The 24,219-nt window shown below is 45.7% G+C and carries 21 protein-coding genes and 1 other RNA gene; 6 read left to right on the top strand and 16 right to left on the bottom strand.

Annotated features, from left to right (window positions below):
- Window positions 1-4: 4 nt before the first annotated feature.
- The 4 genes from tpiA to ftsH form a co-directional block, all read right to left on the bottom strand.
- Window positions 5-751, bottom strand: coding sequence for a triose-phosphate isomerase (gene tpiA / locus ABD744_RS15285; protein ID WP_344799403.1), 747 nt, complete (start codon window positions 749-751; stop codon window positions 5-7).
- A gap of 62 nt (window positions 752-813) precedes the next feature.
- Window positions 814-2,157 carry a phosphoglucosamine mutase gene (gene glmM, locus ABD744_RS15280; protein ID WP_344799402.1) on the bottom strand — a complete coding sequence of 448 codons (1,344 nt, stop codon included), beginning with the start codon at window positions 2,155-2,157 and terminating at the stop codon, window positions 814-816.
- Between the two features lie 46 nt (window positions 2,158-2,203).
- The gene (gene folP / locus ABD744_RS15275) at window positions 2,204-3,025 is read right to left on the bottom strand and encodes a dihydropteroate synthase (protein WP_344799401.1); all 822 of its coding nucleotides are present in this window, start codon (window positions 3,023-3,025) and stop codon (window positions 2,204-2,206) included.
- A gap of 93 nt (window positions 3,026-3,118) precedes the next feature.
- Complete coding sequence (ftsH, locus tag ABD744_RS15270; protein ID WP_425562174.1) at window positions 3,119-5,062, bottom strand: ATP-dependent zinc metalloprotease FtsH; 1,944 nt, start codon at window positions 5,060-5,062, stop codon at window positions 3,119-3,121.
- Window positions 5,063-5,514: 452 nt separating this feature from the next.
- On the opposite strand from ftsH, the gene ABD744_RS15265 reads away from it, so the two are divergent.
- Window positions 5,515-5,832, top strand: a complete 318-nt coding sequence (locus tag ABD744_RS15265) for a YhbY family RNA-binding protein (protein WP_344799398.1) — start codon at window positions 5,515-5,517, stop codon at window positions 5,830-5,832.
- 49 nt (window positions 5,833-5,881) lie between these two features.
- Here the strand turns inward: ABD744_RS15265 and ABD744_RS15260 are convergent, their stop codons facing one another.
- The 8 genes from ABD744_RS15260 to grpE all read right to left on the bottom strand — a co-directional run bounded on the left by ABD744_RS15260 (window position 5,882) and on the right by grpE (window position 16,596).
- A complete protein-coding gene (locus ABD744_RS15260; RefSeq protein ID WP_344799397.1) occupies window positions 5,882-6,295 on the bottom strand; it encodes a hypothetical protein in 414 nt (137 codons plus the stop codon).
- A complete protein-coding gene (greA, locus tag ABD744_RS15255) occupies window positions 6,295-6,771 on the bottom strand; it encodes a transcription elongation factor GreA (protein ID WP_344799396.1) in 477 nt (158 codons plus the stop codon). Before greA ends, ABD744_RS15260 begins: the two co-directional genes overlap by 1 nt.
- Window positions 6,768-9,989 (bottom strand): carbamoyl-phosphate synthase large subunit, encoded by a 3,222-nt coding sequence (gene carB, locus ABD744_RS15250; RefSeq protein WP_344799395.1) that lies wholly within the window; start codon window positions 9,987-9,989, stop codon window positions 6,768-6,770. The genes greA and carB overlap by 4 nt, the downstream gene beginning before the upstream one ends.
- Window positions 9,990-10,120: 131 nt before the next feature.
- The gene (gene carA, locus ABD744_RS15245; protein WP_344799394.1) at window positions 10,121-11,254 is read right to left on the bottom strand and encodes a glutamine-hydrolyzing carbamoyl-phosphate synthase small subunit; all 1,134 of its coding nucleotides are present in this window, start codon (window positions 11,252-11,254) and stop codon (window positions 10,121-10,123) included.
- Between the two features lie 302 nt (window positions 11,255-11,556).
- Window positions 11,557-12,366, bottom strand: coding sequence for a 4-hydroxy-tetrahydrodipicolinate reductase (dapB, locus tag ABD744_RS15240; RefSeq protein ID WP_344799393.1), 810 nt, complete (start codon window positions 12,364-12,366; stop codon window positions 11,557-11,559).
- 262 nt (window positions 12,367-12,628) lie between these two features.
- Window positions 12,629-13,765 (bottom strand): molecular chaperone DnaJ, encoded by a 1,137-nt coding sequence (dnaJ, locus tag ABD744_RS15235; protein WP_344799392.1) that lies wholly within the window; start codon window positions 13,763-13,765, stop codon window positions 12,629-12,631.
- Between the two features lie 135 nt (window positions 13,766-13,900).
- Complete coding sequence (dnaK, locus tag ABD744_RS15230) at window positions 13,901-15,826, bottom strand: molecular chaperone DnaK (RefSeq protein WP_344799391.1); 1,926 nt, start codon at window positions 15,824-15,826, stop codon at window positions 13,901-13,903.
- 137 nt (window positions 15,827-15,963) lie between these two features.
- Window positions 15,964-16,596, bottom strand: a complete 633-nt coding sequence (gene grpE, locus ABD744_RS15225; RefSeq protein WP_344799390.1) for a nucleotide exchange factor GrpE — start codon at window positions 16,594-16,596, stop codon at window positions 15,964-15,966.
- A 182-nt stretch (window positions 16,597-16,778) separates the two neighbouring features.
- Here grpE and recN point away from each other — a divergent pair, with 182 nt between their 5' ends.
- Window positions 16,779-18,452 (top strand): DNA repair protein RecN, encoded by a 1,674-nt coding sequence (recN, locus tag ABD744_RS15220; RefSeq protein WP_344799389.1) that lies wholly within the window; start codon window positions 16,779-16,781, stop codon window positions 18,450-18,452.
- A gap of 86 nt (window positions 18,453-18,538) precedes the next feature.
- On the opposite strand, the gene fur is transcribed toward recN, so the two are convergent.
- Window positions 18,539-18,943, bottom strand: coding sequence for a ferric iron uptake transcriptional regulator (gene fur, locus ABD744_RS15215; protein WP_344799388.1), 405 nt, complete (start codon window positions 18,941-18,943; stop codon window positions 18,539-18,541).
- A gap of 74 nt (window positions 18,944-19,017) precedes the next feature.
- Between fur and ABD744_RS15210 the strand changes: the two genes are divergently transcribed.
- Complete coding sequence (locus tag ABD744_RS15210; protein WP_344799387.1) at window positions 19,018-19,356, top strand: outer membrane protein assembly factor BamE; 339 nt, start codon at window positions 19,018-19,020, stop codon at window positions 19,354-19,356.
- 57 nt (window positions 19,357-19,413) lie between these two features.
- Here the strand turns inward: ABD744_RS15210 and ABD744_RS15205 are convergent, their stop codons facing one another.
- The 3 genes from ABD744_RS15205 to ABD744_RS15195 are packed head-to-tail and all read right to left on the bottom strand — an operon-like array spanning window position 19,414 to window position 21,759.
- Window positions 19,414-19,725: an RnfH family protein gene (locus ABD744_RS15205; protein WP_344799386.1), complete on the bottom strand. Its 312-nt coding sequence runs from the start codon at window positions 19,723-19,725 to the stop codon at window positions 19,414-19,416.
- On the bottom strand, window positions 19,715-20,149 hold the full coding sequence (locus tag ABD744_RS15200) for a type II toxin-antitoxin system RatA family toxin (protein ID WP_344799385.1): 435 nt from the start codon (window positions 20,147-20,149) through the stop codon (window positions 19,715-19,717). The genes ABD744_RS15205 and ABD744_RS15200 overlap by 11 nt, the downstream gene beginning before the upstream one ends.
- A gap of 8 nt (window positions 20,150-20,157) precedes the next feature.
- Entirely contained in the window at window positions 20,158-21,759 is a 1,602-nt protein-coding gene (locus ABD744_RS15195; RefSeq protein WP_344799384.1) for a sodium-dependent transporter, read from the bottom strand.
- Window positions 21,760-21,927: 168 nt separating this feature from the next.
- On the opposite strand from ABD744_RS15195, the gene smpB reads away from it, so the two are divergent.
- The 3 genes from smpB to ABD744_RS15180 form a co-directional block, all read left to right on the top strand.
- Complete coding sequence (gene smpB / locus ABD744_RS15190) at window positions 21,928-22,410, top strand: SsrA-binding protein SmpB (RefSeq protein ID WP_344799383.1); 483 nt, start codon at window positions 21,928-21,930, stop codon at window positions 22,408-22,410.
- Window positions 22,411-22,467: 57 nt separating this feature from the next.
- Window positions 22,468-22,828: a transfer-messenger RNA gene (gene ssrA, locus ABD744_RS15185) on the top strand.
- Window positions 22,829-23,331: 503 nt separating this feature from the next.
- The coding region (locus tag ABD744_RS15180) for a WYL domain-containing protein (RefSeq protein ID WP_344799382.1) at window positions 23,332-24,219 on the top strand (888 nt) is incomplete at its 3' end.

The following is a 24,219-nucleotide window of genomic DNA, read 5'->3' as shown; positions in this document are numbered from 1 at the left end:
ACTTTTATCCTGCTGCCTGACAAATTGAGATAAAATCTTTTACTTTAAGTGAAGCACCGCCAATCAACCCACCATCAATATCCGGCTGTCCAAATATTTCTCGCGCATTCTCCGGCTTAACACTACCACCATACAAAATTCTTACTTTCAGAGATAACTCTTCAGAGATCTCCGCTAACACAGACCGAATAAAAGCATGCATTGCCTGAGCTTGCTCTGGCGTAGCAGTCAAACCCGTCCCGATAGCCCACACAGGCTCGTACGCAACCACCACAGACTCAAGATTTTTCGTAACACCCTTCAGTGCTGCCAATACTTGCGCCTTAACAACCGCTTCCGCAACCCCCTGCTCACGCTCATCAAGCGTTTCGCCTACACACAACACAGGAATCAGACCTGCGTCTAATACGGAAAGTAATTTATTGCGTATCAGCTCATCACCTTCAGAAAACAACGTTCGCCTTTCTGAGTGACCAAGAATTACAAAACTGCAACCGACCTCTTTCAGCATTTCTGCAGAAACTTCGCCGGTGTAAGCCCCAGAACTCTTATCCGAACAGTTCTGAGCACCCAACTTCACCAAGCTGCCATCAATCAACCGAGAGACTCGATCAAGATGTACCGATACAGGGCATACTAAGACATCACAACCTATCTCAGCTTGATTCTGAACAATACCCTCTGCCAACGCATCAACGGTTTCCAATGAACCATTCATTTTCCAATTGCCAGCAACTAATGATTTTCGCATGCTCGTCTCCATAACCCTGAGCGGGCGACAATACTATATTCTTTATTTTTGAATAGCAAGGGCTATCCGTTCGCAACTCGCTCGACAATCGAAACCAGTTTTTCAGCTTCCGATTGAATCTCAGCGCTGTCCACACCTTCAACCATTACCCGCACCAAAGGTTCCGTTCCTGACGGTCTCAACAAGACACGTCCGCGATCCCCCATGGAAGACTCTACATCCGTCACAGCAGCCAACACCTCTTTGCTGTTCATGACTTTTTGTTTATCAGCCACAGTCACGTTTAACAGCACCTGAGGGCATTTAGTCATACCCCGACGCAGCTCAGCCAATGACGACCCGGTTTCATGCATGACTTCCAGCACCTTTAACGCCGAAATAACACCATCACCGGTCGTAGTCATATCTCGAATTACAACATGACCTGAGTTTTCTCCACCCAGAGACCAATTCTTTTCTTTCAGAGCTTCCATGACAAAGCGATCCCCTACATCCGCCCGGACGAAAGGAATATCCATATCAGCCAAAGCGCGCTCCAGCCCCAAGTTAGACATGGTAGTACCGACAACACCGCCATTCATTGTGCCCGTCAGTTTTTGATGCCTCGCCAAAATATACAAGATCTCATCACCATCCACTGACTGACCTTCATGATCGATGAACATTAACCGGTCACCGTCCCCGTCAAACGCAATGCCCAAGTCAGCCTTTTCAGCCAGCACAACACGCTTAAGCACCTCTGGGCTGGTCGAGCCACAACCCTCATTAATGTTAAATCCGTCGGGATTGACATGAATTTCACTTATATCAGCACCCAACTCTGAAAGCACCGAAGGGCCAACCTGATACGTCGCGCCATTCGCACAATCCACAACCATCTTCAGGCCCGATAAGTTAATCTCATCAGACACGCGACTTTTACAAAACTCAACGTATCGGCCGCGAGCATCTTCAATTCGAAACGCCTTACCTAGCTCAGAGGAGTCCACTACCTCCATCGGCGCGTCAATCATTGCCTCAATTTGGTTTTCCAGCTCATCCGGCAGCTTGGTACCCTGAGCCGAAAAAAACTTGATCCCATTATCATAAAAAGGATTATGCGAGGCACTGATCACAATACCCGCCTGCGCCTTAAATGTTCTTGTAAGGTAGGCAATGGCCGGCGTTGGTATCGGCCCCAACAAACCAATATTAACGCCCGCTGCCGACAAACCAGCTTCGAGCGCAGATTCAAACATATAACCTGATACCCGAGTATCCTTACCGATTAAAATAGTACTGACTCCCTGCCGGCGAAACACCTTACCCGCAGCCCAACCAAGCTTCATAACAAACTCAGGAGTAATAGGCGCCTGCCCTACTCGACCTCGAATACCATCAGTACCAAAATATTTACGCTTACTCACTTTTATGTCCTTATTATTATCAGGCAACCACTACCTGGAAATCTTATTACACATCCAGCATTGCCTGCACTACCTTTAAAGCATCCACTGTTTCTTCAACATCGTGCACTCGAATGATACGAGCACCATTCATCGCAGCAATGACGGAAGATGACAAACTTGCCGCTAGCCGTTCCGCCACCTCTTTGCCCGTTATTTGACCAAGCATCGATTTTCTGGAGAGTCCGACCAACAAAGGCAAGTCAAACCTCTCAAACACTGTCAGCTGTTTAAGCAACATCAAATTATGTGTCAAAGTCTTACCAAACCCAAACCCGGGATCTAAGATCAACTTATCTTTTGAGATTCCAGCCCCAATACAAGCCTGTATCCGTTCCTCAAAAAAAGTCGATATATCATCAATCGCATTTTTGTAATTTGGATTTTCCTGCATACACTGAGGGCTGCCCTGCATATGCATCAAACATATAGGCAACTGTGTTTCCGATGCAACCTCAAGTGCGCCCTCTCGTTGTAACGCCCTGACATCATTAATCAGCCCCATACCAATCTTTGAGGCTTCATGTAACAGCTGAGGTGAACTACTATCCACTGAAATAACAACTTCCTGAGTTTCTGAAAGCGCCTCAACCACAGGTAAAACCCTGTCCATCTCTTCCTGAAGAGATACTTCTTTCGCACCAGGTCGAGTGGACTCACCACCCACATCAATAAAAGTAGCGCCGGACTGAAACATGGATTCAGCCTGCATCAAAGCATTATCCAACGTCGCAAAACGACCGCCATCAGAAAAGGAGTCCGGTGTTACATTCAGAACACCCATCACATGAACCCGATCCAGATCGAGCTGTATTGAACCAAACTGCATGAAAAAATTCTTATGTTACAAAAACAGAAAAGGTGCTAGCAACGCTGAACTTATTCCTTCAGCCTTACTAACACCCACAAAACACATACTCAATTAGCTTTGACTTGCCGGACCACCCACGCTTGAGTCCTTCATGTCGACATTCTTAGTCTCTTCCGAAGAATCCGGTTTATCTTCCGAAGAACCGGAACCCGAAGCTGAACCCGAGGCCCCATCATCCCAACCTTCAGGATCTTTTGGTTCTTCGCCATTCATAATGTCATCAATTTGTTTCGCATCGATGGTTTCATACTTCATCAAAGCATCGGCCATCATGTCCAATTTATCACGATTATCCACAAGAATAGTCCGGGCACGCTCATAACACTCATCAGCGATACGCCTGACTTCTTCATCAATCAGTTTAGCCGTCACACCAGACATCGCCTTACTGCTTCCGCCAGATGAACGACCCAGAAATACTTCACCATCATCTTCGTCATACATCAATGGCCCCATCTTTTCAGACAAGCCCCACTTGGTCACCATGCTACGAGCAATGCTGGTTGCTCTTTGAATATCATTAGATGCACCCGTTGTGACACCTTCAAAACCAAGTGTTAGTTCTTCAGCGATACGACCACCAAACAAACTACTAATCGAACTTTCAATGGCTCGCTTACTTTGGCTGTATCTATCTTCCTCTGGCAGGAACATAGTGACACCCAATGCACGACCACGAGGAATAATACTCACCTTATAAACAGGGTCATGCTCTGGCACCAAACGTCCAACGATAGCGTGACCAGCCTCATGATAAGCCGTATTCAGTTTTTCTTTCTCAGACATGACCATGGTTTTACGCTCGGCGCCCATCATAATCTTGTCTTTAGCCAGTTCAAATTCTGCCATGGTAACCAAGCGCTTATTTGCACGCGCAGCAAACAACGCAGCCTCGTTACACAAGTTTGCCAAATCCGCGCCAGAGAAACCCGGTGTGCCTCTGGCAATTACAGACGTATTCACATCGTCAGAGACAGGTACTTTGCGTACATGCACATTCAAAATTTGCTCACGACCACGAATGTCAGGCAAACCTACCACTACCTGCCGGTCAAATCGACCAGGGCGCAGCAAGGCCGGGTCTAGTACGTCAGGGCGGTTCGTGGCAGCAATAACAATAATGCCATCGTTCGCTTCAAAACCATCCATTTCAACCAACAGCTGGTTCAAAGTTTGTTCACGCTCATCGTGACCACCACCAACACCAGCGCCACGATGACGACCAACCGCATCAATCTCATCAATAAAAATAATACACGGAGCTTGTTTCTTGGCCTGATCGAACATATCACGAACACGGGATGCACCCACACCCACAAACATTTCAACAAAGTCAGAACCAGAAATAGTAAAGAAAGGAACCTTAGCTTCACCCGCCACAGCTTTCGCCAAAAGCGTTTTACCCGTTCCCGGAGGGCCAACCATCAACACGCCACGCGGAATCTTACCGCCCAGGCGCTGAAACTTTCCAGGATCTCTCAGGAAATCAACCAACTCCTGAACGTCTTCTTTCGCCTCATCAACTCCGGCAACGTCAGTAAAGTTCGTCTTAATTTGATCTTCACTCAGCAATCTTGCCTTACTCTTACCAAACGACATCGGGCCTTTGCCCCCACCACCGCCACCTTGCATCTGGCGCATAAAGAACATAAACACAACAATAATGACAAGAATAGGGAAGCTGGCGACTAATAACTGAGTCCAAATGCTCTGCTGCTCCGGACGTGTACCTTCCACTGAAACATTGTTTGCCAACAAATCGTTAATAAGTTCTAAATCCGGAAGATCAGGACGCACCGTCTCAAACGATGTTCCATCTGACAATTTACCATTGATCACTGGCCCTTCAACTGAAACTTCAGACACCTGGCCTGTTTTAACCTGCTCAACAAATTGCGAGTAACTGTACTCGGTTGCAGTTGGAGATGGATCAAATTTATTCAACACCATCACAACTACGGTAGCAATAATGGCCCACAAAATTAAATTCTTCATTACGTCGTTCAAGGAACAACCCTCTTAAATTATATGGCAATAAATGCTTGGCACACGCCAATGAACTACTTTTCACTATCTTACAGTATGACTCCGACAACAAACAATCTCAAACCGTTCTATTCCGACCAGAGATTTTTTGTAATTTTTTAGTTTCCCAAAGCATCAAGAGCCCATACACAACCCTTCCGAGAGTTCCCTGAAAGCATCAACTTTAAATATGAGGCCTTTTTATTGAATCTCAAGGTGTTAATCTCTAATTTCTGATCAAAGCCCGTTTTTGGACACGTCTTTTCACTCAACCCAGCTGGATACCTTGCTAATCAGAAGACCTTGCTAACCAGAAGACCCTCGCGAAGAACAAGCCACAAAAAACCTCTGCTATTATTTAGAGAATTCAAGTTAATGCTGTACAATCCACGCCAGTTTAAATAATCGGAGTAAAACGACCAATGGCAAATAAAAACGCCAAACTAACCAACGCTAAGAAGAAGGAATACCGCAGCATTGGTCATAACCTTAACCCTGTCATCATAGTTTCTGATAATGGAATTTCTGAAGGTCTTATCAAAGAAACGGAAAGAGCGCTTGATGACCATGAGCTAATCAAGGTTAAGTTTAATGTAGGAGACAGGGACGCAAGAGCAGAACTGATTAAAGAGCTGTGCAACTCAACTCGCGCCGAGCTGGTTCAAACCATCGGAAAAATTGCTCTTATTTTACGAATCGCCAAAGAACGTAACGAACAACTCTCCAATTTAATGCGTTGATCATCTAAATAGCGATCAATAAAAAGGTCACGCAATGCGTGACCTCAGCTCAGCCCCTTCGATTTGCAACAAAAATAATCCCCAATAAAGAAATCATTCCGTACAGCAGGTCCTGCTCAGCCACTATCTTCACAGCCTCATAATTCCGAAAACTGTAAACACCAGAAAGCATCAACATCAAAGAAACTATCGTCGTCTGCGCCTCTACAATTGGCCGACTCTCATTTTGCAGTTCCATGATTCGGGCAACAAGCACAATCAAACCACAAAAAATACCTACATTAATGGTGAGAAACTTCAAACCCAATGCCAACGGCTGCCAGACAGCCGGATCAGGAAAGGTTTTTGCTATATAAGGGATAGCAAGATACCCCACTGACCAAAGCGCACCCAGCCAGAAGGTTAAAACCAAACGAGACCCAGCACCTACCTGTGGTTTTTGCTGAACTTCCTGAGCCGTCATCAGACGTAGCTCACCTTAGAAATCTCATACTCAACACCACCATTCGGTGTTGCAACCACGACAATATCCTCTTCCTCTTTACCCACCAATGCTCTTGAGATAGGAGAAGTTACGGACACCTTGCCCTGCTTGATATCAGCCTCATCCTCACCAACAATCTGATAAGTAACTTCCTCATCCGTTTCAAGATTGATCAAATCAACCGTAGAACCAAAAATAACCTTACCGTTATTTGGAAGTTTTGTAACATCAATTACCTGTGCATCTGAAAGCTTACCTTCAATTTCTTGAATTCGACCCTCAATAAACCCCTGCTGCTCTCGCGCTGCATGGTATTCAGCGTTCTCTTTCAAGTCGCCATGTTCACGAGCATCGGCGATCGCCGCGATAACACGCGGGCGATCTTCCGTTTTCAGCTGGGTTAATTCATCACGCAGGTTCTGCTCACCCGCCACCGTCATTGGTACTTTATTCATGCGTTAATTCCTTCGTGCAACTCTTGCAAACGACGCACTGTCTTTTCTTCACCACTTTCAAGTGCATGCAACGCAGCAAATGCACCTGCCAACGTAGTTGTGCAATACACCTTATGTTGCAACGCACTACGACGAATCATGGCCGAATCTTCAATAGACTTACGCCCTTCAGTAGTATTTACAATCAATACGATCTCATCATTTTTGATCATATCAACGATATGTGGACGACCTTCTTTTACTTTATTTACGCGCTCGATGGTCAAACCAGCCTGTTCGATTACATCACAAGTGCCACCTGTAGCACAAAGATCAAAACCTTGTTTAATCAGACCTTCCGCTAACTCAACCACACCTGATTTATCTGCATCACGAACACTGACAAAGGCCCGACCCGAAGTAGGAAGTACTTCACCACCGGCTTTTACTGCCTTACTGAAAGCTTCACCGAAGGTATTACCAACCCCCATCACTTCACCAGTAGACTTCATCTCAGGGCCTAAAATCGGATCTACCCCCTGGAACTTATTGAATGGGAAAATCGCTTCTTTCACACTGTAGAAAGGAGGCACAATTTCATTCGTAAAGTTCTGATCAGCCAGAGAAACACCCGCCATACAGCGCGCAGCAACCTGAGCCAGAGAGCGACCAATACACTTAGATACGAACGGCACGGTACGTGAAGCACGAGGATTCACCTCAATCACATAAATTTCACCGTCCTGATACGCAAGCTGAACATTCATCAAGCCAACAACACCCAACTCAAGCGCCATGCGCTTAACCATATCACGCATATCATTCTGCACATCTGCAGGAAGCGAGTATGGAGGCAAGGAACACGCAGAGTCACCAGAGTGAACCCCAGCCTGTTCAATGTGCTGCATGATGGCACCAATCACAACTTCTTTGCCGTCCGATACCGCATCAATATCAACTTCAATCGCACAATTCAGAAAGTGATCCAGCAAAACAGGAGACTCATTAGACACACTCACTGCTTCACGCATATAACGATTCAATTCAGTTTCGCTGTATACGATCTCCATGGCACGGCCACCCAATACATAAGATGGGCGAACAACCAAAGGATAACCAATTGCATCCGCAGCTTTGACCGCTTCTTCAGAAGAGCGAACCGTAGTATTAGGCGGCTGTTTGATATCAAGACGCTGTACCATTTGCTGGAAACGCTCACGATCTTCCGCTCGGTCAATTGCCTCAGGGCTAGTACCAATGATAGGCACGCCTGCAGCTTCCAGTTCACGGGCCAATTTAAGCGGCGTCTGGCCACCAAACTGAACAATCACGCCTTTTGGTTTTTCAAGATCTACAATTTCAAGCACGTCTTCCAGTGTAACCGGCTCAAAGAACAATCGATCTGAAGTGTCATAATCCGTTGATACTGTTTCCGGGTTACAGTTCACCATAATGGTTTCGTAACCGTCATCACGCATCGCAAGCGCAGCATGAACACAGCAGTAATCAAACTCAATACCTTGACCAATTCGGTTAGGACCACCGCCCAACACCATAATCTTGTCTTTCTCAGATGGCTGAGCTTCACACTCTTCTTCGTAAGTGGAATACATATAAGCCGTATCTGACGAGAATTCCGCCGCACAAGTATCAACACGCTTATAAACCGGGCGAATACCCAGCGCCTGACGATGCTTACGCAATGATTTTTCAGAAACAGCCAGCAATTGAGCTAACCGGGTATCTGAAAAACCTTTGCGCTTCAGCTGATACATTTTATCCGAGGTCAGATCAGACAACGCTGAAGACTTCAATTCTTCTTCAATCTGAATAATTTGTTCAATTTGAACCAAATACCAAGGGTCGATACCAGACAACTTGTAGACTTCGTCTACGGTCATACCAGAACGGAAAGCATCACCCACGTACCAAGCACGCTCAGCACCAGGCGACTTCAATTCATGAATTAACGTGTCTTTCGCATCTTCCTGAGAGAAGTCCAGGATCTCGTCAAAACCACATGATCCCACTTCCAGGCCACGCAATGCTTTCTGCATTGATTCCTGGAACGTACGACCAATCGCCATCACTTCACCAACAGACTTCATCTGTGTTGTCAGACGATCATTCGCCTGCGGGAACTTCTCAAAGGTGAAACGAGGGATTTTAGTAACAACGTAATCAATTGAAGGCTCAAATGACGCAGGTGTTGCACCACCGGTAATATCATTTTGCAGCTCATCAAGGGTATAGCCTACCGCCAATTTTGCAGCGATCTTAGCAATCGGGAAGCCCGTTGCTTTTGATGCCAGCGCAGAAGAACGAGACACACGAGGGTTCATCTCGATAACAACCATTTCCCCGGTCTCAGGGCACAGACCAAACTGAACGTTTGAGCCACCCGTTTCCACACCGATCTCACGCAATACAGCCAAAGAAGCATCACGCATGATCTGCAGTTCTTTGTCAGTCAATGTTTGCGCAGGCGCCACCGTGATCGAGTCACCAGTGTGAACACCCATCGCATCAAAGTTTTCAATAGAACAAACGATGATGCAGTTGTCGTTCTTATCACGAACCACTTCCATCTCGTACTCTTTCCAACCGATAAGGGACTTATCGATCAGCAACTCAGACGTAGGAGATAGATCTAAACCACGCTCACAAATCTCTTGGAACTCTTCACGGTTATAAGCAATACCACCGCCGGTACCACCCATCGTGAATGAAGGACGAATAATCGCAGGAAAGCCAATCTGATCAAGAACCTGATAAGCCTCTTCCATGCTATGAGCAATGGCCGCTTCCGGCGTTTTCAGGCCAATCTTTTTCATTGCCTGATCGAAACGATCACGATCTTCCGCTTTATCAATTGTATCAGCGTTTGCACCAATCATTTCAACGCCGTACTTCTCAAGCACACCTTCACGCTCAAGATCCAGCGCACAGTTCAAAGCGGTCTGACCACCCATCGTAGGAAGCAATACATCCGGGCGCTCTTTTTCAATAATTTTTTCTACGGTCGTCCAGTGAATCGGCTCGATGTATGTTGCATCGGCCATCGTTGGATCGGTCATGATCGTGGCTGGGTTCGAGTTAACCAAAATAACCCGATAACCTTCTTCACGCAGAGCTTTACACGCTTGCGCCCCTGAATAATCAAACTCACATGCCTGACCAATAATAATTGGGCCTGCACCTAGAATCAGAACTGATTGTATGTCTGTACGTTTTGGCATTGCTCGAAACCGTAAGTGTAAAATTCGTTCTTGCTTAATAGAGCTGATGTCTGCCTATTAAGCCTTTAATCCAAGAAAAGGATCTCGCATGCGTGCCTGAACCGGAAACAGGCACCTATCTCATTCCGGTTTTATTTAGCTGCCTTGATCAAATCTATAAAGCGATCAAACAACGGAGCAATATCATGCGGCCCCGGGCTAGCTTCAGGGTGTCCCTGGAAGCTGAATGCTGGCTTATCAGTGCGACGAACGCCCTGCAATGAGCCATCAAAAAGCGACTTATGGGTTGCCTCCATATTGGAAGGCAAGCTCGCTTCATCCACAGCAAAGCCGTGGTTCTGACTGGTAATCATAACCTGCTTGGTTTCAAGATCCTGAACCGGATGGTTACCACCGTGATGACCAAACTTCATTTTGGCTGTTTTCGCGCCACTGGCCAAAGACAACAACTGATGCCCCAAACAAATACCAAATACAGGAATATCAGTTTCAAGAATTTCTTTAATCGCTGTGATGGCGTAATCGCACGGCTCCGGATCACCAGGACCATTGGATAAGAAGATACCATCCGGGTTCATCGCCAACACATCACCTGCGGGTGTCTTGGCAGGAACAACAGTCAATTTACAACCGCGAGCCGCCAGCATACGAAGGATATTTCGCTTTACTCCGAAATCGTAAGCAACCACATGGTACGGTAGCTCTGCTTCTGACATTGTTTTATAACCAGAACCCAACTCCCACTCACCATCGACCCAACCATAAGACTCAGCAACAGTGACCTCTTTCGCTAAATCCATTCCCTTCAACCCTGGGAAAGCTTTCGCTGCTTCGAGTGCTGTTTCTTCAGTCACTTCATCACCCGCGATGATACAACCGGCAAGCGCGCCTTTTTCACGAAGTAAACGAGTCAAGCGACGTGTATCAATTTCAGCGATACCAACGATGTTGCGATCACGAAGGTATTGATCCAACGTTTTCTCTGAACGCCAGTTACTTGCAATCAAAGGCAGATCGCGGATAACCAAACCAGCCGAATGAATCTCTGTTGCTTCTTCATCTTCAGTGTTTACACCTACGTTCCCGATGTGAGGGTACGTCAAAGTTACGATTTGACGAGCGTAAGAAGGATCCGTCAAGATTTCTTGATAGCCAGTCATTGAAGTATTAAAAACAACCTCACCCGCTGACTGACCGTCAGCCCCTATAGAGATCCCTTTAAAAATACTGCCGTCTTCTAGAGCCAGTATTGCTGGTTTACTCAATGCAACCTCCCCGCATATGTGCTGCTACGCATAGACCTGGAGAACCCCAGGCGGTAGAAAATTTTCTCTTAGGCAAGTGACCTTTCCGCAAATCGCAAAAAAGCGAGATGAGCAACTTCGATTAAATCGATTTAGCTCTATCCCGCTTTTCCATAATTATTACCCGGTAATCCATCACAAACGACAGTTTATCAATTTCACCTGCCCAAAATTTGGCGCATTTTACGAAATTATCACCCAACTGTCATCTGGATTTTTATCTTTTTTAAACATAAAAGATAAAAGCACCACTGCATAAATTATTAAACGTCTTTCAATTCAAGCACATCCTGCATATCGTACAAGCCCGCAGACTTACCAGATAACCAAGTCGCAGCCCTGACAGCACCTTTAGCAAAAGTCATACGACTGCTCGCCTTATGGGTAATTTCAATTCTCTCCCCATCAGCCGCAAACAATACCGTATGATCTCCCACAACATCCCCGGCACGAATGGTTTCAAACCCAATGGTATCCTTCTTACGTGGACCTTCCTGCCCCTGACGACCATACACAGCACACTTGCTCAGGTCGCGACCCAAGGTTTCAGCAACCACTTCCCCCATGCGAACCGCTGTGCCTGAAGGTGCATCCACCTTATGACGGTGATGCGCTTCGATAATTTCAATATCCGAATCATCGCCTACAACGCGCGCCGTCATTTCCAACAACTTCAAACACAGATTTACACCAACACTCATGTTCGGCGCAAACACAACCGGAATATCTAACGCGGCGGCACTTAGCTGAGCTTTCTGAGCTACATCAAACCCGGTAGTACCAATGACAATGGATTTACCAGCCTCGCGACACTGCGCAATGTTATCCAGCGTCATTTCAATACTGGTAAAATCGACCAACACATCAATCTGCTCAATCGCTTTCGACAAAGCATCTACCGTCGAAACCCCCAAGCGGCCAACACCTGCAATTTCACCTGCGTCCGCACCAACCAATGAACTTTCAGGATGAACAACCGCAGCAGCCAATTCAGCGCCCTCTGCCGCCACAACAGCCTCTATTAAGGTTTTTCCCATCCGGCCATTTGCACCAACAATACCTACTTTAACCACTAGCTGCTCCCCAACAATTAATTCAAAAACAATTTATTCAAAAACAATCATTCACGCCAAACCCAAACCAACCTTAGCTCAGCACCAACCAACAAGGCAATCCGCGCATGATTTCATAAAAAAAGCGCTAAACCAAGATGATTTAGCGCTTTCTTTGAAATTCCGAAACTCAAAAATAAGAGATTCAGAATAAACCCACCATCAACAACCTAAAACAGACAAGCCCATTTCACAGCGCTGATAATGAGTAAAAAATCAGACATTAAAACTTCATGTCTTCAAAGAAGTTCTTAACCCCTTCAAACCAAGTGGTTTTCTGAGGCGACTGATTCTTACTTTCACTGTCTTCCAGTGTCTGCTGAAATTCTTCCAACAACTCTTTTTGGCGTTTAGACAGATTCACCGGCGTCTCAACCACTACACGACACATTAAATCACCAGGGCCGCCACCACGCACCGAACTGACACCCTTGCCACGTAAACGGAATAATTTACCCGTCTGAGTTTCCGCAGGAATCTTCAGCTTAACACGCCCATCAAGGGTTGGAACCTCAAGCTCACCACCCAAAGAAGCATCAGCAAAACTGATTGGCACATCACAATATAAATTACGGCCATCTCGCTGGAAAATAGCATGCTCACGAACTTCAACCTGTACGTACAAGTCTCCCGCCGGACCACCATTGCCACCTGCTTCACCTTCACCAGCCAAACGAATACGATCTCCTGTATCCACTCCCGCCGGAATCTTCACGGACAATGTCTTAACTTCTTGGGTCACACCCTGGCCGTGACAATCGCCACACGGGTCTTTAACAACCTGTCCTGCACCATGACACACAGGACACGTCTGCTGAACAGAGAAAAATCCCTGAGACATACGAACCTGACCAGCACCTTTACAGGTACCACAAGTATCCGGCGTCGTACCTTTCTTAGCGCCGGAACCATCACACGTATTACAGTTGACCTGAGCACGTATTTTGATTTCTTTGGTTACACCTCGAACCGCTTCTTCCAGATCAAGATCCAACGGATACCTTAGGTCAGCCCCTCGTCTGGCTCGGGTTCTGCCACCGCCACCCTGAGCACCGCCAAAGATATCACCAAATACATCACCAAAGATGTCACTGAAGTTATTGGCGCCACCGCCAAAACCTCCACCCTGACGCTGATCCACACCAGCATGACCAAAGCGATCATAAGCCTGACGCTTATCTGCATCCGATAAAACTTCGTACGCCTCGCTAACTTCTTTAAATTTGGACTCAGCTTCTGCATCATCAGGGTTTTTATCCGGATGATACTTCATTGCCATACGGCGATACGCTTTTTTTAGATCACGCTCCGAGGTGTCTTTTGCAACCCCCAGAACCTCATAATAATCTCTCTTAGACATAATTCTGCTGCAATCCAGTTAACAAGTTTCGAATAAACCCTATCAGGCCAACAAATCGACCTGCATATAACGAAGTAAGCCCGCCACAACCTACCTGAATTCAGGAGTCATGGCAGGCTACAAGTCAACTAAGAATTACTTCTTGTCGTCTTTCACTTCTTCAAACTCAGCGTCAACAACGTCTTCGCCTGCTGCTGAAGCTTCTTCAGCTTGCGGCTGACCTTCCGCTGCACCTGCCTGTTCAGCATACATCTTCTCAGTCAAACCCTGAGAAGCTTTGGAAAGTGCTTCAATTTTAGCTTCAAGATCTTCTTTCGTTGACTCTTGATTCTTAATTGCCTCTTCCAAGTCAGAAATGGCTGTTTCAATTGCAGTCTTTTCTTCTTCAGTAGCCTTATCACCTGACTCTTCAAGCATCTTACGCGAAGCGTGTACTAAACCGTCAGCGGTGTTACGCGTCTGAACTTTCTCCTGGAACAGGCGATCTTCTTCTGCGTTCGCCTCTGCATCTTTAACCATTGCATCCACTTCTTCATCAGAAAGACCTGAAGACGCTTTAATTACGATAGATTGCTCTTTGCCTGTTGCCTTATCTTTCGCAGAAACATTCAAAATACCGTTTGCATCGATATCGAATGTCACTTCAATCTGAGGTGTTCCACGCTGCGCTGGCGGAATATCCGACAAGTCAAAGCGACCCAAAGACTTATTCAAAGAAGCCTGCGGACGCTCACCTTGAAGCACGTGAATCGTTACTGCCGACTGATTATCTTCTGCTGTTGAGAAAACCTCAGACTTACGAGTAGGGATCGTGGTATTTTTAGAGATCAGCGGAGTTGCCTGACCACCCATTGTCTCGATACCCAACGTCAACGGCGTAACATCCAAAAGCAATACATCTTTCACATCACCGGCAAGAACACCACCCTGAATAGATGCACCCACAGCAACAGCTTCGTCTGGGTTAACGTCTTTACGAGGCTCTTTACCAAAGAAGTCTGTCACAGCCTTCTGAACCATCGGCATACGAGTCTGACCACCAACCAAGATCACATCATCCACTTCAGATGTTTTCAGGCCAGCATCTTTCAGAGCTGTACGAACCGGCTCAATCGACTCTTTTACAAGGTCTTCAACCAAAGACTCAAGCTTCGCACGAGTTACTTTTACAACCAAATGCTTAGGGCCCGTTGCATCCGCAGTGATGTACGGCAGGTTCACGTCTGTTTCTTGTGCACTTGAAAGCTCAACTTTCGCCTTCTCAGCCGCTTCTTTAAGACGCTGAACAGCCAACGGATCGTTATGAAGATCAATACCACTGTCTTTCTTGAACTCTTCAGCAAGATATTCAATCAAACGCTCATCGAAGTCTTCACCACCCAATGCAGTATTACCGTTGGTCGCAAGTACTTCAAACTGGTGCTCACCATCCACTTCAGCGATTTCAATGATGGAAATATCAAAAGTACCACCACCCAAGTCATATACGGCAATGACCGAATCGCCACGTTTCTTATCCATGCCATATGCAAGCGCTGCAGCAGTCGGCTCGTTAATAATTCGCTTAACTTCCAGACCTGCGATACGACCCGCATCTTTAGTCGCCTGGCGCTGAGAGTCATTAAAGTATGCAGGAACAGTAATCACGGCTTCCGTTACTGGCTCACCCAGGAAGTCCTCTGCAGTCTTCTTCATTTTCTTAAGAACTTCTGCAGAAATCTGAGGTGGCGCTTTCTTTTCGCCCTTAATGTTTACCCAAGCGTCACCGTTGTCCGCCTTTTCAACTTTAAACGCGAAGTGCTTTAGTGATTCCTGAAGCGCCTTCTCGTCGAACTTGCGACCAATCAAACGCTTAACACCGTATAGAGTATTATCTGGGTTAGTCACTGCCTGACGCTTTGCTGCCTGACCCACCAAAATCTCACCATCGTCTGTATAAGCGATGATTGAAGGCGTTGTACGACCGCCTTCCGCATTTTCAAGAACTTTAGGTGCATCGCCATCCAGAACAGCCACACATGAGTTGGTTGTACCCAAGTCAATACCGATAATTTTACCCATAATTCACACTCCGTAAATTCTATTCAATGACCTTTCTTTAGGTCTTAATTCTTTGCTTGCTACTGTTAATAAGGCCGGTTTTTAGGGTTTCAACCCCTCAAAATAAAAAAAACAAGCCATAAAGCACAATTTTTCGCTTAAACTTCAGCGTCAACTTTTTGCTGACCACCTTTCGCCACAACAACCATCGCAGGTCGAATCAAGCGACCGCTCAAGGTATAGCCTTTCTGCATCACTGCAATCACAGTATTAGGTGCAACATCAGGCTGCTCAATCATTGACATGGCCTGATGCAACTGAGGATCAAACGACTCACCCATCGGGTTTACCGCTTCTATTTTGAATTTAGCCATCAAGCTAGCAAGACCATCACGGGTCATAGCCACGCCATCATACAAAGGCTTAACCGTCTCTGAATCTTTTTCTGCAACCGAAGCTTCAAGCGCCCGATCAAGATTATCAGCCACATCCAATAGCTCTTTAGCCATCTTTTCCAACGCAAACTTATGCGCCTTTTCTACATCCTGCTCGGCACGACGGCGAACGTTCTGCATTTCGGCCTGAACCCGAAGACTTGCATCCTTAGTATCAGCCAAATCGGCCTTTACTTTTTCAAGTTCAGTCTGCAAAGAAGCCACATCTATCTCTACCGCTTCAACCGCCTCTTCAAGTGTTTCTTCAACTTGGTCAACAACCTCTTGCTCTGCAGCTTCCTGCTCAACAATTTCATTTGCTTTCAACTGATCTTCTGGCTGATCTACTTGAGACATACACAAAACTCCAAACGTTAATCCGTACGATTTATAAGTTAAAAATTGAATTAAACGCTATATAAGGTCTGAAAAATAAAATTCAAGGGAAAAACACCAAAACAATTCCTTTCTGATACTTGCGCTCTTGAATTTTTACTGTATAAATAAACACATGTATTTTTAAACAGCGGAACATTCCCATGCTTCAACAATTATCTGTACATAACTTTGCCATCGCAGACCACATAGAGCTTCAGATCAATAACGGATTAACTGTCATCACCGGTGAAACCGGCGCAGGCAAGTCCATCATGTTGGATGCACTTTGCATGGCATCAGGTGACAGAGCCGACGCAGGCGTTGTAAAACATGGCTCCGACAAAGCTGAAATTTCCGCCAGTTTTGACATTCAAACACTCCCCAAAGTACAGCACTGGCTTCACCAGGAAGACCTGGATGACGAAGAAGGCCTTTGCCTGATCCGACGCGTCATTACCAAAGAGGGTCGCTCACGGGGCTACATCAACGGACGCCCTTGCCCCATCAGCAAATTAAAAATCCTTGGCGAACAACTGCTTGAAATCCACAGCCAACATGCGCATCAATCATTGATGCAACCCCAAAACCATATTCACATGTTGGACAGCTTCGGAACTTACGGCAATAAAATAGAAAAACTGAAAGCCAGTTATAAAAAATGGCAGCTCAGTAAGCAACAACTCGAACAACTGGCCAGCCAACAAGAAGAAATCAATGATCGTAAGCAGTTGCTTACTTATCAGTTGGAAGAGCTAGACGAGCTCTCGCTCAAAGAAGGCGAACTGGCAGAAATCGAACAAGAACATCACAGACTGTCACAAGCAGAAGAACTAAAACGCCAAAGTTACCAGGTACTGGAGCTTACCAACAGCGAAAGCGGGCCGGCCTCAACCAGTGCTCGCGATCTTCTCCGACAGATTGGCAGCATGACGGACAACATCAATGATCAGCACGAGACACTCACTTCAGCTCAGGAGCTTTATAACCAAGCCCTGATCAACATCGAAGAAGCCGCCAGTGAAATACAGCACTACCACGAGTCCCTGGAAGTGAACCCTGAGCATCTGCACAACCTGGATCAACGTCTCACGGACATTCACGACCTGGCCAGAAAACACAGAATCCAGCCCGAAGAAATCCCAGCCATTCACCAACAAGTCATAAAAGACCTTGAGGCATTAAGCGATTCCAACCTATCCTTAGAAACCCTTCAAAACCAAGAAGATAAAGACAAAGAAAACTACTTCTTGCTGGCAAATACCGTCAGTGATTTGCGCGCAAAAACCGCACAGGAACTGAACAAACTGATCATGAAGCAACTTACGCGATTAGGGATGGGCCACTGTAAATTCAACACCCACATCGAGAAACTGAACGACCTTAAAGCCAGCCAACTTGGGCTCGATCAGATTGAATTCCAAGTCAGCTCAAACCCCGGACAGCCATTTCAACCACTCACAAAAATTGCATCCGGCGGTGAACTTTCAAGAATCAGCCTCGCGATTCAGGTAGTGAATGCGTCCAGAAGCCAAATACCCACGTTAATTTTTGATGAAGTGGACGTCGGCATCGGTGGTGCAACCGCAGAAATTGTTGGCGACCTACTCAAAACCATAGGCAAAACAGGTCAAGTGATTTCAGTTACCCACCAACCTCAAGTTGCAGCACAAGGCGACAACCACTTAAAGGCAGCCAAAACGCTCACCAATAACACAACCAAGACTCAAATGATTCCACTCAATAAAGAGGGCAGAATTAAAGAGATTGCGCGAATGATGGGTGGCCAACAACTTACAAAAGCAACTTTGCAACTGGCCGAAGAAATGCTTGTTTAACGCCACTGCCGCCAAATCACCTTCACCTACAAACGAAAAAAGGCCGTTACAGTTTCCTGCAACGGCCTTTTTCATTCATCACATACTTATTTTTTTCGAACGTATAACACTAAGCTGTGATCCACTAATTCAAATCCGTGCTTTTCGGCAATTTCATGCTGCAGCTTTTCAATCTCTTCATTAAAAAACTCAACAACTTCACCCGACTCCAGGTTCACCATATGGTCGTGGTGCTCTCCTTTCGCCAACTCAAAAACAGCATGACCGCCATCAAAGTTATGACGAACCACCAACCCTGCGGTCTCAAACTGGGTTAACACACGGTAGACCGTAGCCAGTCCAACATCTTCCCCCGCCTCGATCAAAGACTTGTAGACGTCTTCAGCGCTCATGTGTCGGCTATCAGATCCTTCTAATATCTGAAGAATTTTTACTCTTGGCAGAGTAACCTTCAGCCCAACTTTTCTTAATTCACTATTTTCAGATGCCATAATCTTTGTAATCTCGGAGTTCTATCGTTAATATCGGTAGCCTAAACTTTTTTGAAGCTACTGTATAAATTAAAATGAGAAAGATTTTACTACTAATTCCCATTTTGTCGATGACAATCAGTTTACTACCAGGTTGCTCTTCGCTCAATGTTTATAAGATCACCGTTCAGCAAGGCAACATCATTGAAGATGAATCCCTTGAACTCTTAAAACCAGGAATGACCCAAAAACAAGTTCAATACGTTCTGGGTACTCCCGTACTAAAAGACCCGTTCCACCCAAACCAGTGGGATTACTATCACAGCGAAAAGCCAGGCTATGGTGATAGAGTAGCCTATTCTGTGAGAGTCTTTTTCAAGGACGGGTTAATGACTCACTACGAAAAGAAAGACATTACCCAACAAGCATTTTAGTCCCAAAATAAAAAAGGAGCTTCTAAGGCTCCTTTTTTATTGCCGCAACCAACAAAATCAATCCAGTGCCTTCTTGGCTTTCGCCTTCGCCGCACGGTTGGCTCTCGCTGCTTTAGGGTCAATTTTCAACGGTCGATACAACTCAATACGCTCACCCTCCAGCACTTCCTGCTCTTTGGGTTTACGAACAGACTTCCCAAAAACCCCCATAGGAATGACTTCAGGGTCAATTTCAGGAAACTGTTGAACAATGCCTGAATGGACGACAGCATCAAACAAACTAGACCCCGCTTCCACCAACACGGGTAGGATTACCTGAGACTCGGGCGTTGCATAAGCAACTTCCACTTGAATTTTTTCAGCGGCCATAAACCTCTCCTGCTTGCTTTACAAACGCATCCACCATGGCATTTGCAACTTGTTGAAACACTTTTCCTACCGCCAGGTTTTTTAACGAACCCGACATTTCAAAATGAAGATCCAAACAAACCTTACACGCTGTTTCATTTAATGCCTTGAAGCCCCACGCACCGGACAAACTGGTAAAAGGCCCATCCACCAAGCTCATCTCAATCCGGTGACCATCAATCAGCTGATTACGGGTAGTGAATTTTTGCTTCACCCCCGCCTTGTTGATGTTCAGGGTTGCAACGACCTCTTCATCCGTTTGGGAATGAACCTCTACACCGTCACACCAAGGTAGAAACGATGGGTAACTGTTTACATCATTCACAAGATCAAACATCTCGCGCGCACTGTGCAACACCAGTGCGCTTCTTTCAACAACTGCCATGTAATTTACTACTCAGCCAACCCTCGGGCAGGCTTTTTCAAAGACTTAACAATAATACCTACATACACGATGGCAATGATAACACCACCAATCAATCGAGGCTGTAGATACGGCGCGTTACTGCATACACCTGAATCAGCATCTAATAATTCTGAATCAAAAGAACACTCAGGCAACAACCCTTGAATGAAAACAATGCCGATAGCGATTGGCGTAATGAAACGCAAAACCACGTACCAGATATTGAAGAACAACGGTGTTTTTACTTGCATCTCATTGTAAACATGGTGGTACTTCATACCAAAACCAACGAATAACGCAATCAACAAACCGCCCAAAGGCAACATGATGTTTGCAGTAATAAAGTCCAATAAATCAAAGAAAGTTAACCCTTTTAAAGTATCAACAGCCGTAGGATACATTGCTTTTAACTCACTCATAACTGCAAATAATTCAATACCATCTGGAGTCTTCGCAAAAAATACGTAATCAGACCAATCATTAAACGAGAAAACGGTACCGATTCCTAAGAACCAGATAATAAAAGCAATACCAATCGTAGCTTTAACTCGAGACGTTTTGAAACGTTCAACCGCCCATGCAGTGGCTGGCTCAATCAAAGAAATTGCAGAACTCCATGCAGCAAACGTAACCAAAATAAAGAATAACGCGCCAAAGAACTGACCACCTGCCATGTTGCCAAACGCCAACGGCAGTGACACGAACAGCAGCCCAGGGCCCGCCGAAGGCTCAAGGCCATTTGCAAATACAATCGGGAAAATAGCCAAGCCAGCCAATAACGCTACGAGCGTATCAAGACCTGCAATCGCAAACACTGTGGTACCAATTGAGGCCTGACGCGGCATGTATGCGCCATACGCCATGATAGCCCCCATCCCCAAACTCAGAGTAAAGAAAGCGTGGCCCAAAGCAACCAAAACAGATTCAGCAGAAAGTTTAGAGAAATCGGCATCAAACATGAAATGAACGGCTTCTGCAAAGTTGCCGTTTTTCGCTGCATAACCAATCAATACTAATAGCAAAACAAACAACAGCGGCATCAGCACCTGAATCGCAGACTCAATACCTTTGTTTACACCGCGCATGATGACGCCCGCCGTCAACACCATGAAGATGGTGTGCCACATCATTAACCCGCTAGGATCACCCAACATATCGCTGAACTGATCTCCGGCTAATGCTTGGTCAGCACCCACAAAGGTCCCCGCTGCTAGCTTCAACACATACGACAACGCCCAGCCAGCAATTACAGAATAAAACGACAGGATTAAGAAACCTGCCAGGGCGCCCATCCAACCAATCGCTTTCCAGGCCGGCCCTGCTTTCGCCTCAGAGATCAAAGAAATCATAGTATTGATAGGGCTTTGACGACCACGACGCCCCATGGCAACCTCGGCAACCATGACAGGAATGCCCACCAAGGCAATACACGCCAAATACATCAACACAAAAGCGCCACCGCCGTGCTCACCCGTGATGTACGGAAACTTCCAAATATTACCTAAACCAACTGCGGAGCCAGTAGCAGCTAAGATAAAGATCCAACGATTTCGCCAGATACCATGCACTGACTGATTATTGTTCGCCATGTTCTCTCCAAAGGAACTTATTATGTCGTCTCGTTTGGGCCTGAAGTTAATCTCAAAACCCACTTTCCCCAAAAAATTTGCAGCTATTCTAACCACACTAAAGAATAAACCCAAATAACGGATTGTAACCATAGGAAAAAAATTAAAATCCCCCTATAATTGCGGGCTATGGGAAAACAAAAGAAAAAAAAGCCGACTAATGGCTCATCAACAATCGCGTTGAACAAAAAAGCGCGTCACGATTACAGCATCGATGACAAATTTGAAGCGGGTGTTTCACTTCTCGGATGGGAAGTAAAAAGCATACGCGCAGGCAAAGTACAGCTGGTCGACTCTTACGTCATTATTAAAAATGGCGAAGTTTGGTTAGTAGGTGCGCACATGACACCACTGATCCAAGCCTGTACACACGTCATTGCTGAACCGCGAAGAGAACGTAAGCTGCTGCTCAACAAACGTGAAATTGCGAAACTTCATCGCCATACCGCGAACGAAGGCCACACCTGTGTTTGCCTGGCGCTATATTGGAAAGCCAACAAGGTTAAAGCCGAAATTGCCACTGTGACGGGCAAGAAGCAACACGACAAACGTGCGGCCGAAAAAGAGCGCGACTGGAACAAACAAAAACACCGTGTTTTGAAGTCAGGATAAATAATTCTATTTTTTAGTTGGATTAATATTTTTCGGCCATATAATAGAACTACCAACGGGGATGACATGGCTTCGACGTTGGCGACGAAACTTAAGGTGCATGTCGAGAGGGGTATACGATCTCGTAAATAAACGTTTACCGTTTTTATAGTTGCAAACGAAGACAACTACGCTCTAGCGGCTTAAGCCCGCTAGCACCACCGATGTTTTAAGTGTCTATGCTTCATCGACTGGTGTCATCTTTCATAGAATACGCCGAAAGCAATGTTTATGTGTCTAGGCCGACAATTTAAATAAGCTCGCCCCAGCCACCCTGTCCTTCGGGCCGGTACGGGTTAATTAAATAGAAGTGACTAAGCATGTAGTACCGAGAGCAGAGTGCTCGCGGACGTGGGTTCGACTCCCACCATCTCCACCAAATAACGAAGGTCAACCGTTCTCGGTTGGCCTTTTTTATTGCCTACACCCCGCGCTACAGGCCTTATGTGGCAAGGGTTTACGGACTTCGCACCATTCTTAATCTCAGACTATCCAAGGCGAATATTCTCTGAATTGCCGAAAACTCTCTGCACCTCTCCCCATCTCGAACAGCCCAAGTCCATGACCAGAGAACAGAGAACCCTTTAAAATCAGTAGCTTATTATCGGACTAATCAAAAGGTTTGTTGGGTGAATTGGTTGAGCTGAAGGGAATAAGCAAACAATATCAATTTAACTGTGGTTATCATATTGACACACACTGAATATCATTTAACACTACGTAACCATTAATAGTAGTATCAAGCCATATTCAGCCCGCAGCATTAAGGTGTGGCATTTATAGAGCGGCCCTTACAGGTTAAAAGCAGAGAGTAGCGAAAGTGAAAACGCACTATTCACAGCATGAGAAGCAAACAGGCATTCCTGATTTGGAGGCTACTTAATGTCTCACGATAAATCAGTTCTAGAGCAGCTTGCTACAACAAGCCAGGCGCAAAGAGAACGGTTATTTCATATCGACTTCAAACTTTACTTTTTAGGTACGGTTAATCGCAATGATCTTGTTTCGCGCTTTGGTATAAAAGAAGCGGCCGCCTCACGAGACCTATCCTTATATAAAGATCTCGCTTCTAAAAACATCGAATACGACACTAAGGCCAAAACCTATATTCAGCGCGAAGGCTTTACGCCACTATTTGAATACTCTGGCAGCCAAACCCTCGCTGCATTACTGCATGGCTTTGGTGACGATTTTGTTGGCACTCAGAAGTCCATCGTTACCAGCGAAGCGCCGACACAATTAAACTTTCCACACATACAAAATTTGGCACATATCACTCGAGCTATTCACAACAAGCAAGCCCTTCGCATTGTCTACCGATCACTTTCTAGTGGCCTATCTGAAAGAGATATCGTCCCTTTCGCATTGGTCGATAATGGCTTGCGCTGGCATGTTAGAGGATATGATCGAGCTAAAAATCGCTTCTCTGATTTCGTAATTAATCGAATTGAAAATCCCTACGAATTACCACAAAGCGACGTTTGTGAAGAAGAATTAAAGGATGCAGACATCCAGTGGAACCGAATTGTAGAAATGCACATTGTTCCACACCCACGGCTTAAGCACCCAGAAACAATCGAAGCTGAATACGCCATGGCAAATGGGGTTCTCAATGTTCAAGTAAGGGCTGCCGTAGCAGGATATGTATTGCGTAAGTGGAATGTAAGCGATCAACAAACCACATCTAGTTTTGAACTGTCGGCTCTGGTACCACCTCAAGTTCAACATTCCAAGGCAGTAATTTTTCAAAGTCGTTCAGTTTTTCACAGC

It is taken from the genome of Litoribacillus peritrichatus (genome assembly GCF_039537985.1).
In the GTDB taxonomy this organism is placed as follows: Bacteria; Pseudomonadota; Gammaproteobacteria; order Pseudomonadales; family Litoribrevibacteraceae; genus Litoribacillus; species Litoribacillus peritrichatus.
The sequence above is the reverse complement of the archived record's forward strand: the minus strand, read 5'-3'. Positions and strand labels throughout refer to the sequence as shown.